Origin of the sequence: Sphingomonas arabinosi (genome assembly GCF_036663715.1) — a bacterium.
Taxonomy (GTDB): Bacteria; Pseudomonadota; Alphaproteobacteria; order Sphingomonadales; family Sphingomonadaceae; genus Sphingomonas.
Map to the genome: position 1 here is coordinate 105,659 of NZ_JAXOJN010000002.1, position 15,564 is coordinate 121,222.

Genomic DNA, 15,564 nt, shown 5'->3' on the forward strand with positions numbered 1-15,564 from the left:
CCATCAATAAGGTATGCCACTCGACGCGCGGAAGCGAGGAACGCCTGGACCTAGGTCCGTGCGTTCCTCGCCCCGTGATCGCGCAGCCCTCAGTACCGTACGCTGATCGTACCCATCACCGAGCGCGGGGCGCCGTAATAGCCGCCGTCGAAATTCGTCGCAGTCAGGTACTTCGTGTTGGTGACGTTGCGAAGATTGACCGCAGCGGAGATCTGCGGCGTGATATTGTACGCCGCCAGCAGGTCGAGCAACGCGTAGTTGCCCTGCCGGCCCAGCCCGGTCGGCGAGATGATGCGGCTCTGGTACTGCGCGGCAGCACCCAGCTTGAGGGCGGGCAGCATCGGCAACGTGTAGCTGAGGTTCAGCCGCCCGGTATTTCGTGCGACGTAGCGGCGCACCGGATTGCCCTCGGGATCCTCGATCCGCATCACCGTGTAGCCGCCGGTCATCTGCAGACCCGGTGCGATCTGGCCGCCGACGTCGATCTCGACGCCTTCCGACTGTGCGTCGATGCCGACATAATAGGTGCGGGTGACGTTGTTCTCGACGACGATGCCCGCCGCCTCGGCGGTGTTGTTCTGTCTCGTCTTGAACACCGCCACCGTTGCGTTCAACCGCCCGGCGAACCAGTCGCCCTTGATCCCCAGTTCGAGGTTTTCACCCTCGATCGGATCGATGATGCGCCGGTTGAGGTCGAGGAGCTGGTTCTGCGGATTGAAGATCGTCGCGTAGCTGCCGTAGACGCTGAGGTTGCGCGTCACGTCGACCGTCGCGCCCGCAAAGGGCAGGAACCGGGTGGCATCGAAATCGGTGTTCGTGCCGTAGGAGAAGCCCGTGCTCTTGGCGTGAGTCACGTTGCCGCCGAACATCACCTTCACCGCGTCGCCGGGGTTGAAGCGAATGAGGCCATAGGCCGTCTCTCGTCGTGTGTGCGTGTTCTGGCTCGAAGCCGGCGCACTGGAGAACTCCGTCGGGAAGTTGGGCAGCGGGAAGTTGCCGGCGAACAGGTCGGGATAGGGTAGGTACGTCCCGATCGTGCTGTCGTCGTAGCTCGACTGCTGGATATATTCCTGCGCGCTGCGGTTCACGCCGATGTTGATCTCGTGCTCGCGACCCAGGAACGTCACGGGGCCGGCGATGTATGCTTCCATCGTCAGGTTGCGCGTGGTCGCGCGGAACTTGCCGGGGTAGCTCTGGATCCCGACCTGGAAGCCGGTTGCGGGATCTATACCGATGCCGTCCGCGTCGTTCCGCAGCGGGTTGCCGTAAACGTAGAACAGCGTGTTGTTCTCGTCGGTTGCGCGACGGATCGCGCTGGCGCGGGCGACCCAGCCGTTGCCGAAGCGGTGCGTGATGTCCCCGAAAATCTGGCGATCGATGACGTTCCAGCTCGACCAGTCGGGGGCGACGTTCGACGAACGTGCGAAGTCCAGCGGCGTGCCGTCGCTGTAGGTGATCGGGATCGCGCCCCACATCGCGCCGCGGCTCTTGTGGTCCTGATGGCCGTAACCTGCGCTGACCGTGGTGTTGGCCCCCAGATCCGCCTCGACGATACCGTAACCGACCCAGCGGCGCAGGCCGTAGCGGTCGAGATGGCTGTCACCGTCCTGGTACGCGCCAACCGCACGTGCACGAACGCTGCCGTCCTTGGTGATCGGCACGCTCACATCGGCCTCGCCACGATACTGATCGAACGAGCCATATTGCCCGCTCGCGCGCACCTGAAGGTCCTTGGTTGGACGCTTGCGGATGAAGTTGACCACCGCCGACGGGTTGCCGGTCGAGGACAGCAGACCAGGCGCGCCGCGGACCACTTCGATGTGATCGTAGAAGGCGGTGTCGATCGAGCCGGTCTGAATGCCGAACGCGAACGGCACGCCGATACCGTCGACCTGGAACGTCTGGATGTCGAAGCCGCGGGCGGAGAAATACACGCGATCGGTTTCGCCGGCTTGCACGTTGATGCCCGGTACCGTGGCAAGCAGCGTGTTGACGTCGTTGAGCTGGAAATCCTCGATCTGCGCGCGCGTGACGACGCTGACCGACTGCGGTGTCTGGCGCAGCGTCAGGTTGAGGCGCGTCGCGGTGGTCTGGCCGGGGATCGTGTAGTCGCTGCTACCCTCGGTCCGCGCGCCGGTGACGACGATCTCGTCGTTCGACTGGCTCGTCCGTTGCGCGGGGTCGGCGACGGGATCGGGCAGGGCGACGGGATCGGGCAGGGCGACGGGCGCCGCGTTTGGATTGGCTGCGGTCATCATAACAGCGAGTAAGGCGGACATTCGTTTTCCCCAGGAACCTTTCGCGGCCTCATGAATGGTCTCAATGCCTAATGCAAGTCACTATCAACAGCAGGAAGGCTTGGCGGTTCAGGCTGGATCTGAGCGGGTCGGGTGGCGCGCCCGTCATCGAACGCCTTGATGTGACAACGTCGGCAGCATTGGATCCGCTATCGGGCCGACGAGCGCTGGTGCCACCGGACTGACCCAGAACCGTAACCATCCTGCCACGAAACCCAATTAAGGAAGCCGGTCTGCCATAAAGGGTCGGACGTCGTCGTATAATGCAGGAGTTACGTGCTTTCTTGGTGCCCGCATTTCATTGGTGCCGGCGGAAGCTTGCACGTCCTCGTGCCTGCGCAGGAAGTCGTACCGTCATCTTCCGCTGAACCGCCGTCTCAAGCTCTAAAGCGCAGAAGACGTGGTCGGACGGCGCCTCCAACACCGACCGTTACTCCGTAGCCGGATCTTTCGCTATTCAACGAGGACACATCACATGAAGACCAATCTGGTGAAGCTTCGGCGTGCCGGTCAGCTAACTACCGCAGCGCGTATCCGTCGCACCGGCCTGGCGATCGGTGGGTTTATGGCCGGTTGCGCCATGATGATAAGCCCCGCCGCTACCGACGCGCAGGTCAAGCAACCGGCGAAGCGCGCGCGCGACGTGATCGTGTTCCTGGGCGACGCCGGTGGTGTGTCCACGATCAATGCCGCGGGCATCCTCACCAACGATCGCGCGCAATCGCTGTTTATCCAGTCGATGCCGAATGTCGCGCTGTCCGATACCTCGTCGCTGAACAACTGGGTAACCGATTCCGGCGCGGGAATGACCGCGATCATGACAGGGCGCAAGACCAACAATGCGATGGTCTCGGTCGTCCCCGATGCGCAGGGTGGTGGCGTGACGCCAGTGAAGACGCTGCTCGAATATGCCGAGCAATACGGGCTTTCCACGGGCGTCGTCACCAACATGAACATCTGGGACGCCACCCCGGCGGCGACCTACGCGCACGTCGCGTCACGCAAGGACAAGGACGATATCTTCCGGCAGATGCTGGCACCGCGCTTCGGCAACGGCGTCGACATCCTGATCGGCAAGGGGCGCGCGGATGCCATCGCATCGTTCGGCGCTCGCCAGACCACCGCCGATCAGGCCTTTACGACCGCCGGCTACCGTTTCGGTGAGGATCCCGCGCTCGTCCGACAGGCGAACCGAGCAGTCGTCCTGCGCGACACCGATTTCGCGCCGCTTCCCGCGGTCGAGGCGACGATCGGCCAGCTCGCGCGCAACCCCAAGGGCTATTTCCTTATGGTCGAGTGGGACATGCACACCGACGATCCCAAGAAGGGGCTGCGCCACGTCATCGAGATGGACGACATGATCCGCCGCGTCAGCGCGATCGCGGGCAAGGACACGCTGATCCTGTTCACCGCCGATCACAGCTTTGGCCTGCGCATGGGCGGCGGCAAGCGCGGAACGCCCCTCGCAGAGCAGTTCGCTGCCGAAGCCGCAAAACCAGGTGCGACGCCCGCCACGAATGAAATCATTAGCGTTCAGGATGGCCACACCGGCGAGGAGGTCATCGCGGCTGCCTCCGGTCCAGGATCGGAGAATGTCCGGGGCTTCCTGACCAATACGCGTTTGTTCGATATCATGATGAGCGCATTCGGGTGGAAGCCGGACAAGTGAACTGATCGCTGCGGCAACTCGGCCGAATCAGCGTATCGGCCGCTAAAGGGGAAAAGTGCAGGGTTCGTTCTGTTGGGGGTGACGGGCGAGGATCACGCTCCGCACATGGGGCGGCCCTCCATGGTAAGGCGGGGCGTTATACCTCCCCGTCGCCGTCGCTCCCAAAGCAGATACTGACACCCTGTTTCCGGGTCGCGCCAGACGCGCACCTCCTCGCCACCCGATTGATTACCCCGCAGATTGCCTTCGACGGTCACTGTCCTGATCGGTGCGGATTGTGATGACGAGCTTAGTTTGTCACAGCCTGAGACCAACATCGCACCAGCGATACAGTAAACCGCATTAAGTCGCATTGCCTTACCGCCTCCACCAACGTTGACGTGAGCTATGACCCAAGCTCATCCGTATATGGCGTGACGTCAAGCATGTTCGAAGCGAACACGACAATGCGGGCATCCCGCCGATGCACTGGCAGGATACGCCCGGTCTTCGCTGTTCTGGAATACGCCGGTTCTACGTGAGCGAAGACTTCCGTTTTGGAGCGTTTTGCCCTTCGGTGCTCGGCGTATCCTTGTTCAGCGTATCGCTCGGGCGTCTCGCATCCCCGTCGTTCTGGTGTTCCGTCGACAGGTTCGGTTTCTTGGTGGTCGTGGTCGGCTTGATCGCATCGGTCATCATCGCTCTCCTCATCGCAGCAACCGGCGAAATCGCGCGGTGTTCCACATCGCCGATCCGCTCTGATGGTCGAACTTGCCTGATCGTCCGTTTCTGGCGTTAAGGGGCTGAACCGTGGGCGTTGGCAACATGAGGGGCGACGAGCTTTGAACAGGCATGACGAGGCAACTGCGCTGGCGCGTAGCGTTTTCGAGTTGCGCCGTATGCGTGCGGATCATCTACCTCAGGCCGTGCTTTCGGAGACCGCCTGGAATATCTTATTGGCGCTATTCGTGGCGGATGCCGATGGACGTCGGATGACCGGGCGCGACGTGCTCGAAGTCGCCGAAGCCCCACCGTCCGCCGGCAGCCGTTGGATCATGGTGTTGCACGGGGAAGACCTGGTCAACGGCGACGGACAGGGTAACCTCGACGACGTGATAGGCCTGACCGCGAAGGGCATATCGGCCGTCGAAGCATGCATGGTCGATGCGCAGAAGTTTCTTCAGGCCCGGTTGTCGCGATCTGCTGCGAATTGACCGTAAACCACTAAGATCTCTTGTATTAAAGGACCAGCCGCTACTCGGCCAGTTCAGATGGTCGTGGCATCGACGATTTGGGTAGATCATGGCCTTTACACGGCATCTTTCGCGTTCTGGTAAAGATCAACGGTTCGCAACGCGTTGATTTTCGGTAGGAGTGCCTGGCGGGCAGGGTGTTTTGCCCGGACAATTTGGAACATGTGGTGGCGATGACGGCGAACGATCTGGCGGGTAAGCTGCTCGCACGCCTGAGCCCTGCATCGGTCGGGCGCTCGCTCCTGTGAAAGCCTTTCGCCTGCTTGAAATGCGGATCTACGGCGTTGCGGGCCTAACGGCCCTGGCTGCGCTGTTGCTCGGGCTGATGATGCTCGAGAGCAGCGCGCACTCCAGGCAGGCGTTCGACTGGGTCAGCCATTCGCAGGAGGTCATCATCAGCCTCGATGGGATCGAGAGCCGGGTCACCCAGGCAGAGTCCCGATTGCGCGGCTATCTGATGACGAGGGATACAAGCTACATCGCCGGTTTCGACGGCGATCTGGTCGAAGCCAGGATCCTGGCCGTCAGACTGAAGAACCTAGTTGCCGATAACCCGGTCCAGCGTGCTCGCGCCACGCGACTGGCGCAACTGACCGACGAGAAGGCGCTCGTCATGTCGGCTGCCGAGCAACGCACCTTGGCAAACCCGACCACCAGCATCCCGAATCCGAAGGAACGGCTGCGCGGCCGCATCCTCATGACGGCCCTGAAGCAACAGGTCGACGCGATGCGGATGGAGGAACGCCAACTTCTGTCGCGTCGCGCCGCCCAGGCTCAGGCGAAGGTCGCGGAATCCAAGGCGTTGCTGCTCTATGGGTTTCCGCTGCTGGTGCTGCTGATCGGCGGGATCGCCTGGTTCGTTCGTATCAGCATTTCGCGCCCTCTCGCCGACCTGCTCGATGTCGTCACGCGTTTCGGGGCCGGCGATCGCGATGCCCGTGCCGACACCAACGTGAGCAGTATCGAGTTCAGACGCTTGGCATCGGCCTATAACGAGATGGCTGACCGACTGGGCACGATCAACGACCGCCAGGAAACGCGACAGCAGTCGGTCCAGGTCCTGAGCGAGATGTCGCAACGGCTCCAGGCGATTCAGAACGACGGCGAATTGTCGGAAGTTCTCGACTGCTTCCTGCCACAAGTGATGCCGGGTCTTTCGGGCGCGCTGTACCTGCACAACCACTCGCGCAACATGCTGATCAGGACGGCAAGCTGGGGCGATCCGCAAGCGAGGCCGGAGACGTTTCAACCCGGTAACTGCTGGGCACTCCGACGCGGGCAAACCCATTCCGTCGACGCATCGGGTACCGACCTCATCTGTCCCCATGCCGCCGGACCGAACCCCGTCGTACGGTGTTGCCAGCCGTTGCTCGCCGGCGGCGAGGTGCTCGGGTTGCTCTACGTCGAAGGGGTCATCGCCGACGAAAACCGCTTCCGCATCGGTATGCTCAAGGAAAGCGTCGCCCTCGCACTGGTCAACGACAACCTCCGTTCCCGCCTTCGCGAGCAATCGATCCGCGATCCGCTCACCAAGCTGTTCAATCGACGCTATATGGAAGAGGCGCTCGCGCTGGAGACCGCGCGTGCCAAGCGAGGCAGGACGCCGCTGTCGATCATCATGTGCGATATCGACCATTTCAAGCGGTTCAACGACAGCCATGGGCACGAGGCCGGAGATCGCCTGCTTGCTGCCGTAGCCGCCCTTCTCCAATCGCAGTTTCGCGACGGCGACATCGTGTGCCGCTATGGTGGCGAAGAGTTCATGGTGATCGCCCCCGGCGCGCCGTCGAGCCTCATCCAAAACCGCGCAGAAGCGCTTCGTGTCGCCCTGCGGGATCTGACGGTAGAGTGTAACGGACGCAGGCTGGGCCCCGTGACGATATCCTTCGGCATCGGCAGCTGGTCCGCCGACGATGCCGGGTCCTTGGGTGCCCTGGTAAGCGAGGCGGATCGCGCTCTGTTCGAAGCCAAGCGGCTGGGCCGCGATCGTGTCCAACTAGCATAGCTCGATCGGCGTACCGGTGATCGGGCGAACGCAACGATCGCCGGTGGTCTTCGTTAAGGGGCATCCCAAGCTCTACATCGAAGGACCGATATGTTCGGGCATAAGAAGAAGGTGCGGTACGCCGTCGTCGGCGGTGGCCAGATCTCTCAGCAGGCATTCATGCCGGGTATCGGACGCACGGACAATTCCGAGCTGACCGCACTTGTGACCGGCGATCCGGTGAAGGCGGACAAGCTCGCGAAGCTCTATGGCATCAAGGCATGGTCGTACGAGCAATATGGCGAGCTGCTCCAATCCGGCGAGATCGATGCGGTCTATGTCGCGACGCCGAATTTCCTGCATCTGCAATACGCGGTGCCGGCCCTGGAAGCCGGGATCCACGTCCTGCTCGAAAAGCCGATGGCATCCAGCGTGGCCGAAGCCGAGCAGATCATCGCGGCACAGAAGAAGGGCGGGGCGAAGCTGATGATCGCGTACCGGCTTCATAACGAGCCCGGTACCGTCGAGATGATAACCCGGGCGCGAGCCGGCGAGTTCGGCGAACTGCGCAGCTTCGTGTCCGTGTTCGCGCAGAACGTCGCGGAAGCCAATTCCCGCGGGCACAACGGCTATTGGGGTGGCCCCGTGCCCGATATGGGCACGTACCCGCTCAACGCGGTCCGCAACCTGTTCGGTCAGGAGCCGATCGCCGTCCACGCGGTGGGTGCGAAGACGCCCGGGCGCGGGTTCAACTTCCATGACACCGTAGCCGTCACGTTGCGCTTCCCGAACGAGCGAACGGCACAGTTCACCGTCAGCTACGCTACGGCCTCGTCGGAATTCTTCGAGCTCGTCGGAACGGAGGCCAGCATCCACGCATCGCCGGCCTTCATGTTCGGTCCGAAGGTCGGCATTTCCTATGTCGAAAAGACGAGTGCCGGCAGCAAGGAACACAGCTTCGATCCGGTCGAGCAGTTCGGCAACGAGACACAGTATTTCTCGAACTGCATCCTGAACGACCTCCAGCCGGAAGCCGACGGCGAAGAGGGGCTGTTGGACATGCGCGTGCTGGCGGCGGTCGAGCGGTCGCTCGAGACGGGTGAAACCGTGACGCTCGACCCTGTGACGCGCACCCGTCACGTAGAGCCGGATCAAGCCCTGAAGCTGAAGCCTGCAAAGGAGCCGTCCGAGGAAGAAATGATCAGCATCATCCCCCAGTCGGCGTGATCGACCGGCATCCATCTTCTTGTCGACGATATTCAATCGTGAGGGATGGATGCCGTCTAACTTTTAGCTAGCGAGGTGTCTTAGTGCCGGTACAGCGTCACCGCCGGCCAAACTCGTGCTTCGGCGATTAACGGGACGTACGGCCTAAGGTTCACAATCCGCGGGATTGGGAACCGCTATCTCCGAAAAATGCTCACGGATATATTGGAGCTTGGGATCGATGTACCGGCGGCAGAACGGCCTTTCCGGATCGGTTCGATAGTAGTTCTGGTAGCGTGCGTCGGATGGTTTGAAGCCGACTAGAGGGAGTACGGTCGTCCGGGCAATCTCGTCTTGAGCGAGTGCGAACTGGGCGATCGACTTCGCAGCTTCAGCATGCTGACCGGGATCGGATACATAGATCGCACTGCGATACCTGCCGTCCGGCGAATAGGTTCCGACTGCCGAATGCGTCCTGAGGTGGACTTCGGCCAACACGGGCAAGGTGATGATCGCAGGGTCGAAATGGACGATTACCCCTTCCGCCCAGGCGTCGGACGGGGTCTCGGACCGAATGAATCCCTGGTCCACTTGGGCGACTCCCTTCAAGCTCTGAAAGACCCCCTCGGTGCACCAATGGCACCCACCACCAAACCCGATTTTTTCCACGGCCAAACTCCTGTCACGTCCTAACATGCTCCATCCGGTCGACGCAGTGCCGAAGCGCTCGCGACCTTCAAATTCCGTTCAAGCGAAGTCTTATTGCACGTTCCCTTTTCGTTCGTTTAGCGGTATGGCGCGCTAATGGTCGATGGGCATATCCGAAAGATCATTCATGTCGACATGGATGCCTTCTTTGCGTCCGTGGAGCAGCGGGACAACCCGGCGCTGCGAGGCCTGCCGGTCGCCGTTGGTCATGCCGGCGCCCGAGGTGTCGTGGCGGCTGCCAGCTACGAAGCGCGGGACTATGGGGTAAAGTCCGCCTTGCCCTCGGTCACGGCCCTGCGGCGCTGTCCGGATCTGATATTCGTGCCGCCCCGCTTCGACGTTTACCAGCAGGTGTCGCGTCAGATCCATGCGGTGTTCGCGCGCTACTCCGACCTGGTTCAGCCATTGTCGCTGGACGAGGCCTATCTCGACGTTACCGACAACAAAGCGGGGCTGCCGACTGCCTGGATCACCGCCAAGGCGATCCGCGCGGAGATATTCCGCGAGACCGGCCTGACCGCATCGGCGGGCATCTCGTACAATAAATTCCTCGCCAAGATCGCCTCCGATCACCGCAAGCCGAACGGCCAGTTCGCCGTCACGCCAGAGATGGGGCCTGCATGGGTCGAGACGCTGCCGGTCGCCCGGTTCTACGGCGTTGGTCCGGTGACCGCAGCCAAGATGAAGCGGCTTGGGATAGAGACGGGGGCGGATCTTCGCGCTCAGTCCCTGGACTTCCTACGGCGCCATTTCGGGAGTTCTGCCGAGTGGTATTACGGCATTGCTCGGGCCCGTGACGGGCGATCGGTCAGTGCCGACCGGGTCCGCAAGTCGTCCGGTTCGGAAACGACCTTCGACCGCGATCTCACCGACGAGAGCGAGATCGAAGCCGGCGTATCGAGCATGGCCGACGATGTGTGGGGCTGGTGCGAACGGCGTCAGGCGTTCGGACGGACGGTCACCGTCAAAATCAAATACGCAGATTTCCAGCAGATCACGCGCAGCCGCAGCCAGCCGACGGTCGTGATGACCCGGGAAGATTTGCAACGGGCCTCCCTCGACCTCGTACGCTCGGTATTTCCGTCCCAGAAGGCGATCAGGCTCGTCGGCGTGACGGTGTCGAACTTTGCCGATGTACCGGAGTTGCAACGCGAGGAACTGCCGATCTTCGCCGCGGTCGCGGGGGCATGATGCTCGACCTGTTCGGTACGCCGGTCCTGCCCGGACTGCACACGATGCCCGATATCGTCGATCGGGAGGAGGAGCGGATGCTGATCGAGCGGATCGATGCAACGGATCCGACGCCGTTCAAGTTTCAGGGCTGGACGGGCAAGCGCCTGACGACGTCATTTGGCTGGGCGTATGATTTCGAGGCGGGACGGCCGGTTGCCGCGGAGCCTATGCCCGACTGGCTGTTGCCGATCAGGGACCGGGCGGCGCATTTCGCACGGCTGGACCCGCTGCTCCTGATCCAGGCGTTGCTGATACGGTATGATCCGGGTGCGGGCATCGGCTGGCATCGTGACCGGTCGGTGTATGAAGACGTGATCGGGATTTCGCTCGGCGAGCCCGCAACCATGCGTTTCAGACGCCGACGGGAGGGCGGCTTCGATCGGGCGTCGGCGCCGCTCGTCCCGCGCGCCGCCTATCACCTCAGCGGTCCCGTCCGGCATGATTGGGAACACAGCATCGTCGAAATGGACCGACCGCGATGGTCGATCACATTCCGTAGTCTGTCCGCGATCGGCCGAAAGACATTGCCTCGGTAACGCGAGTTGCCATTTCAGGCCGCGGCAATGACTCTGAGCCTCTTCATTCCCACTCGCCGCGTTTCGCCGCGAGGCGGATACACAGTGCCGCAACTCCTAGCGTCGCTGCGACGATCCCCGTCACGCGAAACGCGGTGGACGGGCGTGCGGCCTTCGCCATCGCCCGCTTGTGGCCAAAGAACTTCCGCATGTCGGCCAGCAGTAACTCCGGCTGTTCCAGTGCCGCAAAATGGCCGCCAGCCTCCATCTCGGTCCATTGAACGATGTCGTAGGTCTTGCGAGCTTGCGACCGTGGTGGGGGCGGGAACACCGGATCGGGGAACGCCGCGACGGCAGTCGGGACCTTGATCCGCGTGCCCTTGGGGAACTTGCCCGATCCCTCGAGCACACGTCCGCGATACATCCACGTCGACGTCACGAACGATCCCTCGACCAGATAGAGCATGATCGTGTTCAGGAGCACATCTTCGTCGAACGCCTGCCAGAGATCGGGCCTGCCGTGTTCGTCCCGAGGCACGTCGGCCCACGCGCCGAACTTCTCGAGGATCCATGCCGCCACCCCGACCGGACTGTCCGACATGGCGATACCCAACGTCTGCGGGCGCGTTCCCTGCTCCTGCGAATAGCCCGTTTCCTCTTTTGCCAGTTCGGCCCGTCGAGCGGCCCAGGTAAGCTCGGCAGGCGCTTTCGGGGTGGCATCTTCGGTCTGGATCAGCAGCATGTTGAGGTGAAGCGCGGCTACCGCCCGGGGATGGCCATATGCCATCCACGCACCGATCGCCGCGCCCCAGTCGCCGCCCTGGATCAGGTAGCGCCCACCACCGAACAGCTCGACCATAAGGTCATGCATCAACTCCGCAGTCTGTCGCGGTCCGATCGGGGAGGCGGGCTTTCCCGAGAACGCGTAACCGGGAAGCGAGGGAACGACGACATCGTGACCATCGGCGACGAGCGGCGCGATCAGCGTTTCGAACTCGAGGAACGAACCCGGCCAGCCGTGCAGCAGCAACAGTGGCAACCGTGACCCGTCGCCCCGTACATGGACGAAGTGGAGACGCTGCCCGCGTACGTCTGCGGTAAACTGGGGGAAGGCATTCATGCGCCGTTCCTGAGCGCGCCAATCGTACCGCGTTTGCCAATAGTCGACGAGCCGCTTGAGATCGGCGAGACCGACGCCGGATTGCCAGCCCCCTGCATCCGGGACTGCACCCCAGTCGAACGCCGCTACCTTCGCGCGGATGGAGGCAAGGCGTTCGTCCGGAACGGCGATGGTAAAGGGTTTCGGCATTTCGGCGTCCTGCTCCGCTTCGAGAAGTGTCCCCAGCCGGGAGGACCCAGCCGGGAGTACACGCCCAACGCATCCGGGGTGATCGCGTTCACCCCGGATGCGATGCCGATGAAAGATCGAGCCAGCCTACGCCCATCGCCCTTATGTCGACATCGGACGTTATTCGGAACGACGATCGGCCGGACGCTCCTTGCCGTTCAAGGCACGCTTCGCCTCGAATACCGCGTCCGCGGCCTGGCCTCCGACCCGGTCGACATCCCGATTGAACTGGCTGACGACGCGAGGCGCAGTCAGCCCGTCCAACCCTTTGCGCAGCATGCGTTGGTAGTCTGCGCGGGTATCCGCCTTGGCGAAGGTTCGCGCCTTGAACTCGGATAGCGCCGCCTCGAACTTCAGCCGGTCCTTTGGCCCGAGGTCGGCTTTCGCCGCGCTCAACGTTCGACTGAACGTCTCCGCATTGGCTCCATCGATGACGGTCGGCTCCTTCGATCCGTAGCCGCACGCGCATACCAAGAGGCACGCACTGAGCAGGAGTATCGATCGCATATGACTTCCTTTGGTAAGCACTAAGGTTACTGGATCTCCGATATCGTATCGGCTTACGCCATCTGCTTGCGCGCCACTTGCTCCAAGACCGCCAGCGGCATGGCACCCATTGCGAGTATCTGGTGGAAAGCCTTCGGGTCCCAGTTTGTGCCGGCCTTGCGCTTTGCCTCGTCTCGCAACTTCACCCAGACGGTATGCCCGATCTTGTAGCTGCAGGCCTGTCCCGGCCAGACCGTGTAACGGTCGATCTCGCCCTGGCTGCGACCGCGAGCGATGCCCGTGGTGGCGATCAGATAGTCGGTCGCCTTCTCGCGGCTCCATCGTTTGGCGTGCATGCCGGAGTCGACCACGAGGCGGGTGGCGCGAAACAACAACGACTGGAGGTATCCGACCTGACCTAGCGGATTGCCGTCGTACATGCCCATCTCGTCCGCCAATTGTTCTGCGTACAATGCCCAGCCTTCGGAATAACCGGAGTAGAAGCCGCGGCGGCGAATAAGGGGGATGTTCTCGCTTTCCAGCGCCGACATGACCTGAAGATGATGCCCCGGCACCGCTTCGTGGTAGCTCAGCGTTCCCAGCCCGAACTTGGGGCGATCGAACGTGTCGCGCAAGTTGATGAAGTAGATGGCTGGGCGCGATCCATCGAGGGACGCGGACTGGTAGTAGCCGCCCGGCGCACCGGCCTGGATCGCCTCGGGGACTCGACGGACTTCGACGGGCGCCTTCGGTAGAACGGGAAACTGCTCGGGCAGGCGCTTCGTCATCGCCGTGATCTGGCCGCGCAGTTGCTCCAGCAGCGCGTCTCGGCCTGCATCGGTATTGGGGTAGAGTTGATCGGGACGCTTGTTCAGCGCCACCAGTCGTTCGCCGACGCTGCCCTGCGTCAGTCCTTGCCGCTTCAGGATGCCATCGATGCGGGCACCGATCTCCGCCACCTGTGCCAGGCCGAGCTTGTGGATATCGTCGCCGGTCATCTCGACCGTGGTCGCCGCACTCGCCGCAGCCGCGTAATAGGCATCGCCGTCCGGCAGACGCCAGACCCCGGCATCGTGCACCGCGCGCCCGCGCAATTCCGTGACCAGCGCCCGTTGCCGATCCAGCGCGGGGTACACCTGCTCGCCCAGCAGCGTCGCCACGGTCGCGGCACGTTCTGGCGGTAGATTGGCAACCTTCAGCTTGGCAGCAAGGTCCGTCACGATACCCGAGGCGTCTGGCGCTTTGTCCCGCACCGACGCAAGCTGCTTGAGGGTGGTATCCAAGATGTAGTCGGGGGCGAATACGCCCTTGGCGGCGTCTTCGCGCTGACGTTCGGTTTCGACGTCGATCGCACCAGCGAACGCCTGCACGCGAGCCACATAGGCGTCGGCATCCGAGGCGTTCGCGATCCTGTGCTGGTTGGCGAGAAAGTCCGGCACGTCGCGATAGGCACCGGTCAACTGCGTCAGGACATAGGGCGCGTACCGGCCCGCGCTGGTGCCGAATGCATAGCGCTCTCCTGCTATCACCCGGTCCAGGCCATATTTCACGACATCATAGTCGAGCTGCGCCGCTTCGCTCAACGCCTCGCGGCGTACCGTTTTCAGGGAGGCCAGTTCCTGCCTAGCCCGCGCGAACTGTCGCGCCTGACCCGCCCGCGACGTGTCGTCGAGTCTCGACTTCAACGATGCCCGCGACCCCGTGTCGAGACCAAGTGACGTCGCCTGCTCGGGGCTGTCGTCCAGTCGCGCGTAGAAGAAGCGATCGAGCATGGCACGAAAATCATCCTCGCGCCCCCTCGCACCTGCGTAGGCGATGCCAGGCAAGGCTACGGATGCGGACAAGAGGCTGGTGGATGCAAGAAACTGACGGCGATGCATAAACGCTCCCGATTATGGATCGCCATCATCTACCGCACCCCCCGCCAGACCATAACCAGTTTCTGATGCGGCGCGGCCGGTCGCAAGTCGCCTGCTGCATCGTGCGATGAGGAATGGACCTGATTGGCAAGAACCGCCATCCTGTCCGAATGAACGAAGATACCGGTCAGTCCGAGCCGATCAGCTACCGCGTGCGCAACGTCGCGGCCGGCTTTGCCGATATCGGGCTTACCCACGCCGAAGACTTGCTTCGCCGGATGTCGCCCGAGGGACGCGAACAAGCGCGCCGTGAACGCGAGGCGAAAGCACGGCGGCAGCGGCGCCTGATGGTCCGGTTGATCCTGGCGGCCATAGCATCGTTGATGGCTTGGGCGCTGCTCGCCGCCATCGCATCCGTCGGCGTCGCGACCGCCATCGCCGCGGCCCTGATGCTGATGTTGACCACGCTGGTCTTCGTCCGCGCCACGCCTCGCGCACCGGGGCGGGAGGCCTTGGCAGAAGCAGCACTCCCTAACCTGGCGGACCACACCGTCGTCTGGCTCGCCGCGCAACGCCGTGGCATGCCGCAAGCCGCCATTCATCTCACCGATGCGATGAGTCGCCGGTTCGATGATCTGGCACCACGCCTCGATAGGTTGGACCCACGCAGCCCTGCGGCGGCGTCGATCCGCAAGCTGGTCGCGGTAGAACTACCGAGTTTGGTCGAGAGTTGGCGCGCGGTACCGATTTCTGCACGACGTGCACCTCACGCCGACGGCCGTACGCCCGACGATCACCTGGTAAACGGTCTGCAACTGATCGACTCGGAGCTCGCTCGGGCGAATACCCTGCTCCAGCAAAGCACCCTCGACGAAATTGCCGTGCAGGGGCGGTATCTGGAACTGAAGTATACCGAGGAAAGCCGGTTTATCTGACGGGGCTGGTTGACTCCATCGGAGTCGCCTGTCGCCCAACGCAGCGGTTTCTGGATCAAAACCGACGTCCTCCATCGCCGGAAGCCTGAGGC

Annotated in this window: 14 protein-coding genes; 7 read left to right on the top strand and 7 right to left on the bottom strand. The window is 62.8% G+C overall.

Annotation, left to right across the window (positions count from 1 at the left end; translation table 11 throughout):
• Positions 1–89: 89 nt before the first annotated feature.
• Positions 90–2,279 (bottom strand): TonB-dependent siderophore receptor, encoded by a 2,190-nt coding sequence (locus U1708_RS03480; protein WP_332742791.1) that lies wholly within the window; start codon positions 2,277–2,279, stop codon positions 90–92.
• A 493-nt stretch (positions 2,280–2,772) separates the two neighbouring features.
• Here U1708_RS03480 and U1708_RS03485 point away from each other — a divergent pair, with 493 nt between their 5' ends.
• On the top strand, positions 2,773–3,966 hold the full coding sequence (locus tag U1708_RS03485) for an alkaline phosphatase (RefSeq protein ID WP_332742793.1): 1,194 nt from the start codon (positions 2,773–2,775) through the stop codon (positions 3,964–3,966).
• Between the two features lie 92 nt (positions 3,967–4,058).
• Here the strand turns inward: U1708_RS03485 and U1708_RS20685 are convergent, their stop codons facing one another.
• Positions 4,059–4,319, bottom strand: coding sequence for a DUF6440 family protein (locus U1708_RS20685; RefSeq protein ID WP_443029927.1), 261 nt, complete (start codon positions 4,317–4,319; stop codon positions 4,059–4,061).
• Positions 4,320–4,479: 160 nt separating this feature from the next.
• Positions 4,480–4,641 carry a hypothetical protein gene (locus U1708_RS03490; RefSeq protein WP_307084877.1) on the bottom strand — a complete coding sequence of 54 codons (162 nt, stop codon included), beginning with the start codon at positions 4,639–4,641 and terminating at the stop codon, positions 4,480–4,482.
• A 296-nt stretch (positions 4,642–4,937) separates the two neighbouring features.
• Here U1708_RS03490 and U1708_RS03495 point away from each other — a divergent pair, with 296 nt between their 5' ends.
• From U1708_RS03495 to U1708_RS03505, 3 genes are all read left to right on the top strand, one after another.
• On the top strand, positions 4,938–5,159 hold the full coding sequence (locus U1708_RS03495) for a hypothetical protein (RefSeq protein ID WP_332742797.1): 222 nt from the start codon (positions 4,938–4,940) through the stop codon (positions 5,157–5,159).
• A gap of 283 nt (positions 5,160–5,442) precedes the next feature.
• Positions 5,443–7,203, top strand: coding sequence for a sensor domain-containing diguanylate cyclase (locus U1708_RS03500; protein ID WP_332742799.1), 1,761 nt, complete (start codon positions 5,443–5,445; stop codon positions 7,201–7,203).
• 90 nt (positions 7,204–7,293) lie between these two features.
• Positions 7,294–8,409 carry a Gfo/Idh/MocA family protein gene (locus U1708_RS03505; RefSeq protein ID WP_332742801.1) on the top strand — a complete coding sequence of 372 codons (1,116 nt, stop codon included), beginning with the start codon at positions 7,294–7,296 and terminating at the stop codon, positions 8,407–8,409.
• 144 nt (positions 8,410–8,553) lie between these two features.
• On the opposite strand, the gene U1708_RS03510 is transcribed toward U1708_RS03505, so the two are convergent.
• Positions 8,554–9,057, bottom strand: a complete 504-nt coding sequence (locus tag U1708_RS03510) for a peptide-methionine (S)-S-oxide reductase (RefSeq protein ID WP_332742803.1) — start codon at positions 9,055–9,057, stop codon at positions 8,554–8,556.
• A 135-nt stretch (positions 9,058–9,192) separates the two neighbouring features.
• Here U1708_RS03510 and dinB point away from each other — a divergent pair, with 135 nt between their 5' ends.
• Both dinB and U1708_RS03520 read left to right on the top strand, forming a co-directional pair.
• Positions 9,193–10,287 carry a DNA polymerase IV gene (dinB, locus tag U1708_RS03515; RefSeq protein WP_332742806.1) on the top strand — a complete coding sequence of 365 codons (1,095 nt, stop codon included), beginning with the start codon at positions 9,193–9,195 and terminating at the stop codon, positions 10,285–10,287.
• Positions 10,284–10,865 (top strand): alpha-ketoglutarate-dependent dioxygenase AlkB, encoded by a 582-nt coding sequence (locus U1708_RS03520; protein WP_332742808.1) that lies wholly within the window; start codon positions 10,284–10,286, stop codon positions 10,863–10,865. Before dinB ends, U1708_RS03520 begins: the two co-directional genes overlap by 4 nt.
• Positions 10,866–10,908: 43 nt before the next feature.
• Here the strand turns inward: U1708_RS03520 and U1708_RS03525 are convergent, their stop codons facing one another.
• The 3 genes from U1708_RS03525 to U1708_RS03535 all read right to left on the bottom strand — a co-directional run bounded on the left by U1708_RS03525 (position 10,909) and on the right by U1708_RS03535 (position 14,558).
• Positions 10,909–12,153 carry an epoxide hydrolase family protein gene (locus U1708_RS03525; RefSeq protein ID WP_332742810.1) on the bottom strand — a complete coding sequence of 415 codons (1,245 nt, stop codon included), beginning with the start codon at positions 12,151–12,153 and terminating at the stop codon, positions 10,909–10,911.
• Between the two features lie 159 nt (positions 12,154–12,312).
• Positions 12,313–12,699 (bottom strand): hypothetical protein, encoded by a 387-nt coding sequence (locus U1708_RS03530; protein ID WP_332742811.1) that lies wholly within the window; start codon positions 12,697–12,699, stop codon positions 12,313–12,315.
• A gap of 53 nt (positions 12,700–12,752) precedes the next feature.
• Positions 12,753–14,558 (bottom strand): DUF885 domain-containing protein, encoded by a 1,806-nt coding sequence (locus U1708_RS03535; protein ID WP_332742812.1) that lies wholly within the window; start codon positions 14,556–14,558, stop codon positions 12,753–12,755.
• A gap of 113 nt (positions 14,559–14,671) precedes the next feature.
• On the opposite strand from U1708_RS03535, the gene U1708_RS03540 reads away from it, so the two are divergent.
• Positions 14,672–15,472, top strand: coding sequence for a hypothetical protein (locus U1708_RS03540; RefSeq protein ID WP_332742813.1), 801 nt, complete (start codon positions 14,672–14,674; stop codon positions 15,470–15,472).
• Positions 15,473–15,564 lie beyond the last annotated feature (92 nt).

Coding starts and splice junctions, on each gene's coding strand:
- U1708_RS03480 (WP_332742791.1), bottom strand. CDS start 2,279: ATGTCCGCCTTACTCGCTGTTATGATGACCGCAGCCAATCCAAACGCG.
- U1708_RS03485 (WP_332742793.1), top strand. CDS start 2,773: ATGAAGACCAATCTGGTGAAGCTTCGGCGTGCCGGTCAGCTAACTACC.
- U1708_RS20685 (WP_443029927.1), bottom strand. CDS start 4,319: ATGCGACTTAATGCGGTTTACTGTATCGCTGGTGCGATGTTGGTCTCA.
- U1708_RS03490 (WP_307084877.1), bottom strand. CDS start 4,641: ATGACCGATGCGATCAAGCCGACCACGACCACCAAGAAACCGAACCTG.
- U1708_RS03495 (WP_332742797.1), top strand. CDS start 4,938: ATGACCGGGCGCGACGTGCTCGAAGTCGCCGAAGCCCCACCGTCCGCC.
- U1708_RS03505 (WP_332742801.1), top strand. CDS start 7,294: ATGTTCGGGCATAAGAAGAAGGTGCGGTACGCCGTCGTCGGCGGTGGC.
- dinB (WP_332742806.1), top strand. CDS start 9,193: ATGGTCGATGGGCATATCCGAAAGATCATTCATGTCGACATGGATGCC.
- U1708_RS03520 (WP_332742808.1), top strand. CDS start 10,284: ATGATGCTCGACCTGTTCGGTACGCCGGTCCTGCCCGGACTGCACACG.
- U1708_RS03525 (WP_332742810.1), bottom strand. CDS start 12,153: ATGCCGAAACCCTTTACCATCGCCGTTCCGGACGAACGCCTTGCCTCC.
- U1708_RS03530 (WP_332742811.1), bottom strand. CDS start 12,699: ATGCGATCGATACTCCTGCTCAGTGCGTGCCTCTTGGTATGCGCGTGC.
- U1708_RS03535 (WP_332742812.1), bottom strand. CDS start 14,558: ATGCATCGCCGTCAGTTTCTTGCATCCACCAGCCTCTTGTCCGCATCC.
- U1708_RS03540 (WP_332742813.1), top strand. CDS start 14,672: ATGGACCTGATTGGCAAGAACCGCCATCCTGTCCGAATGAACGAAGAT.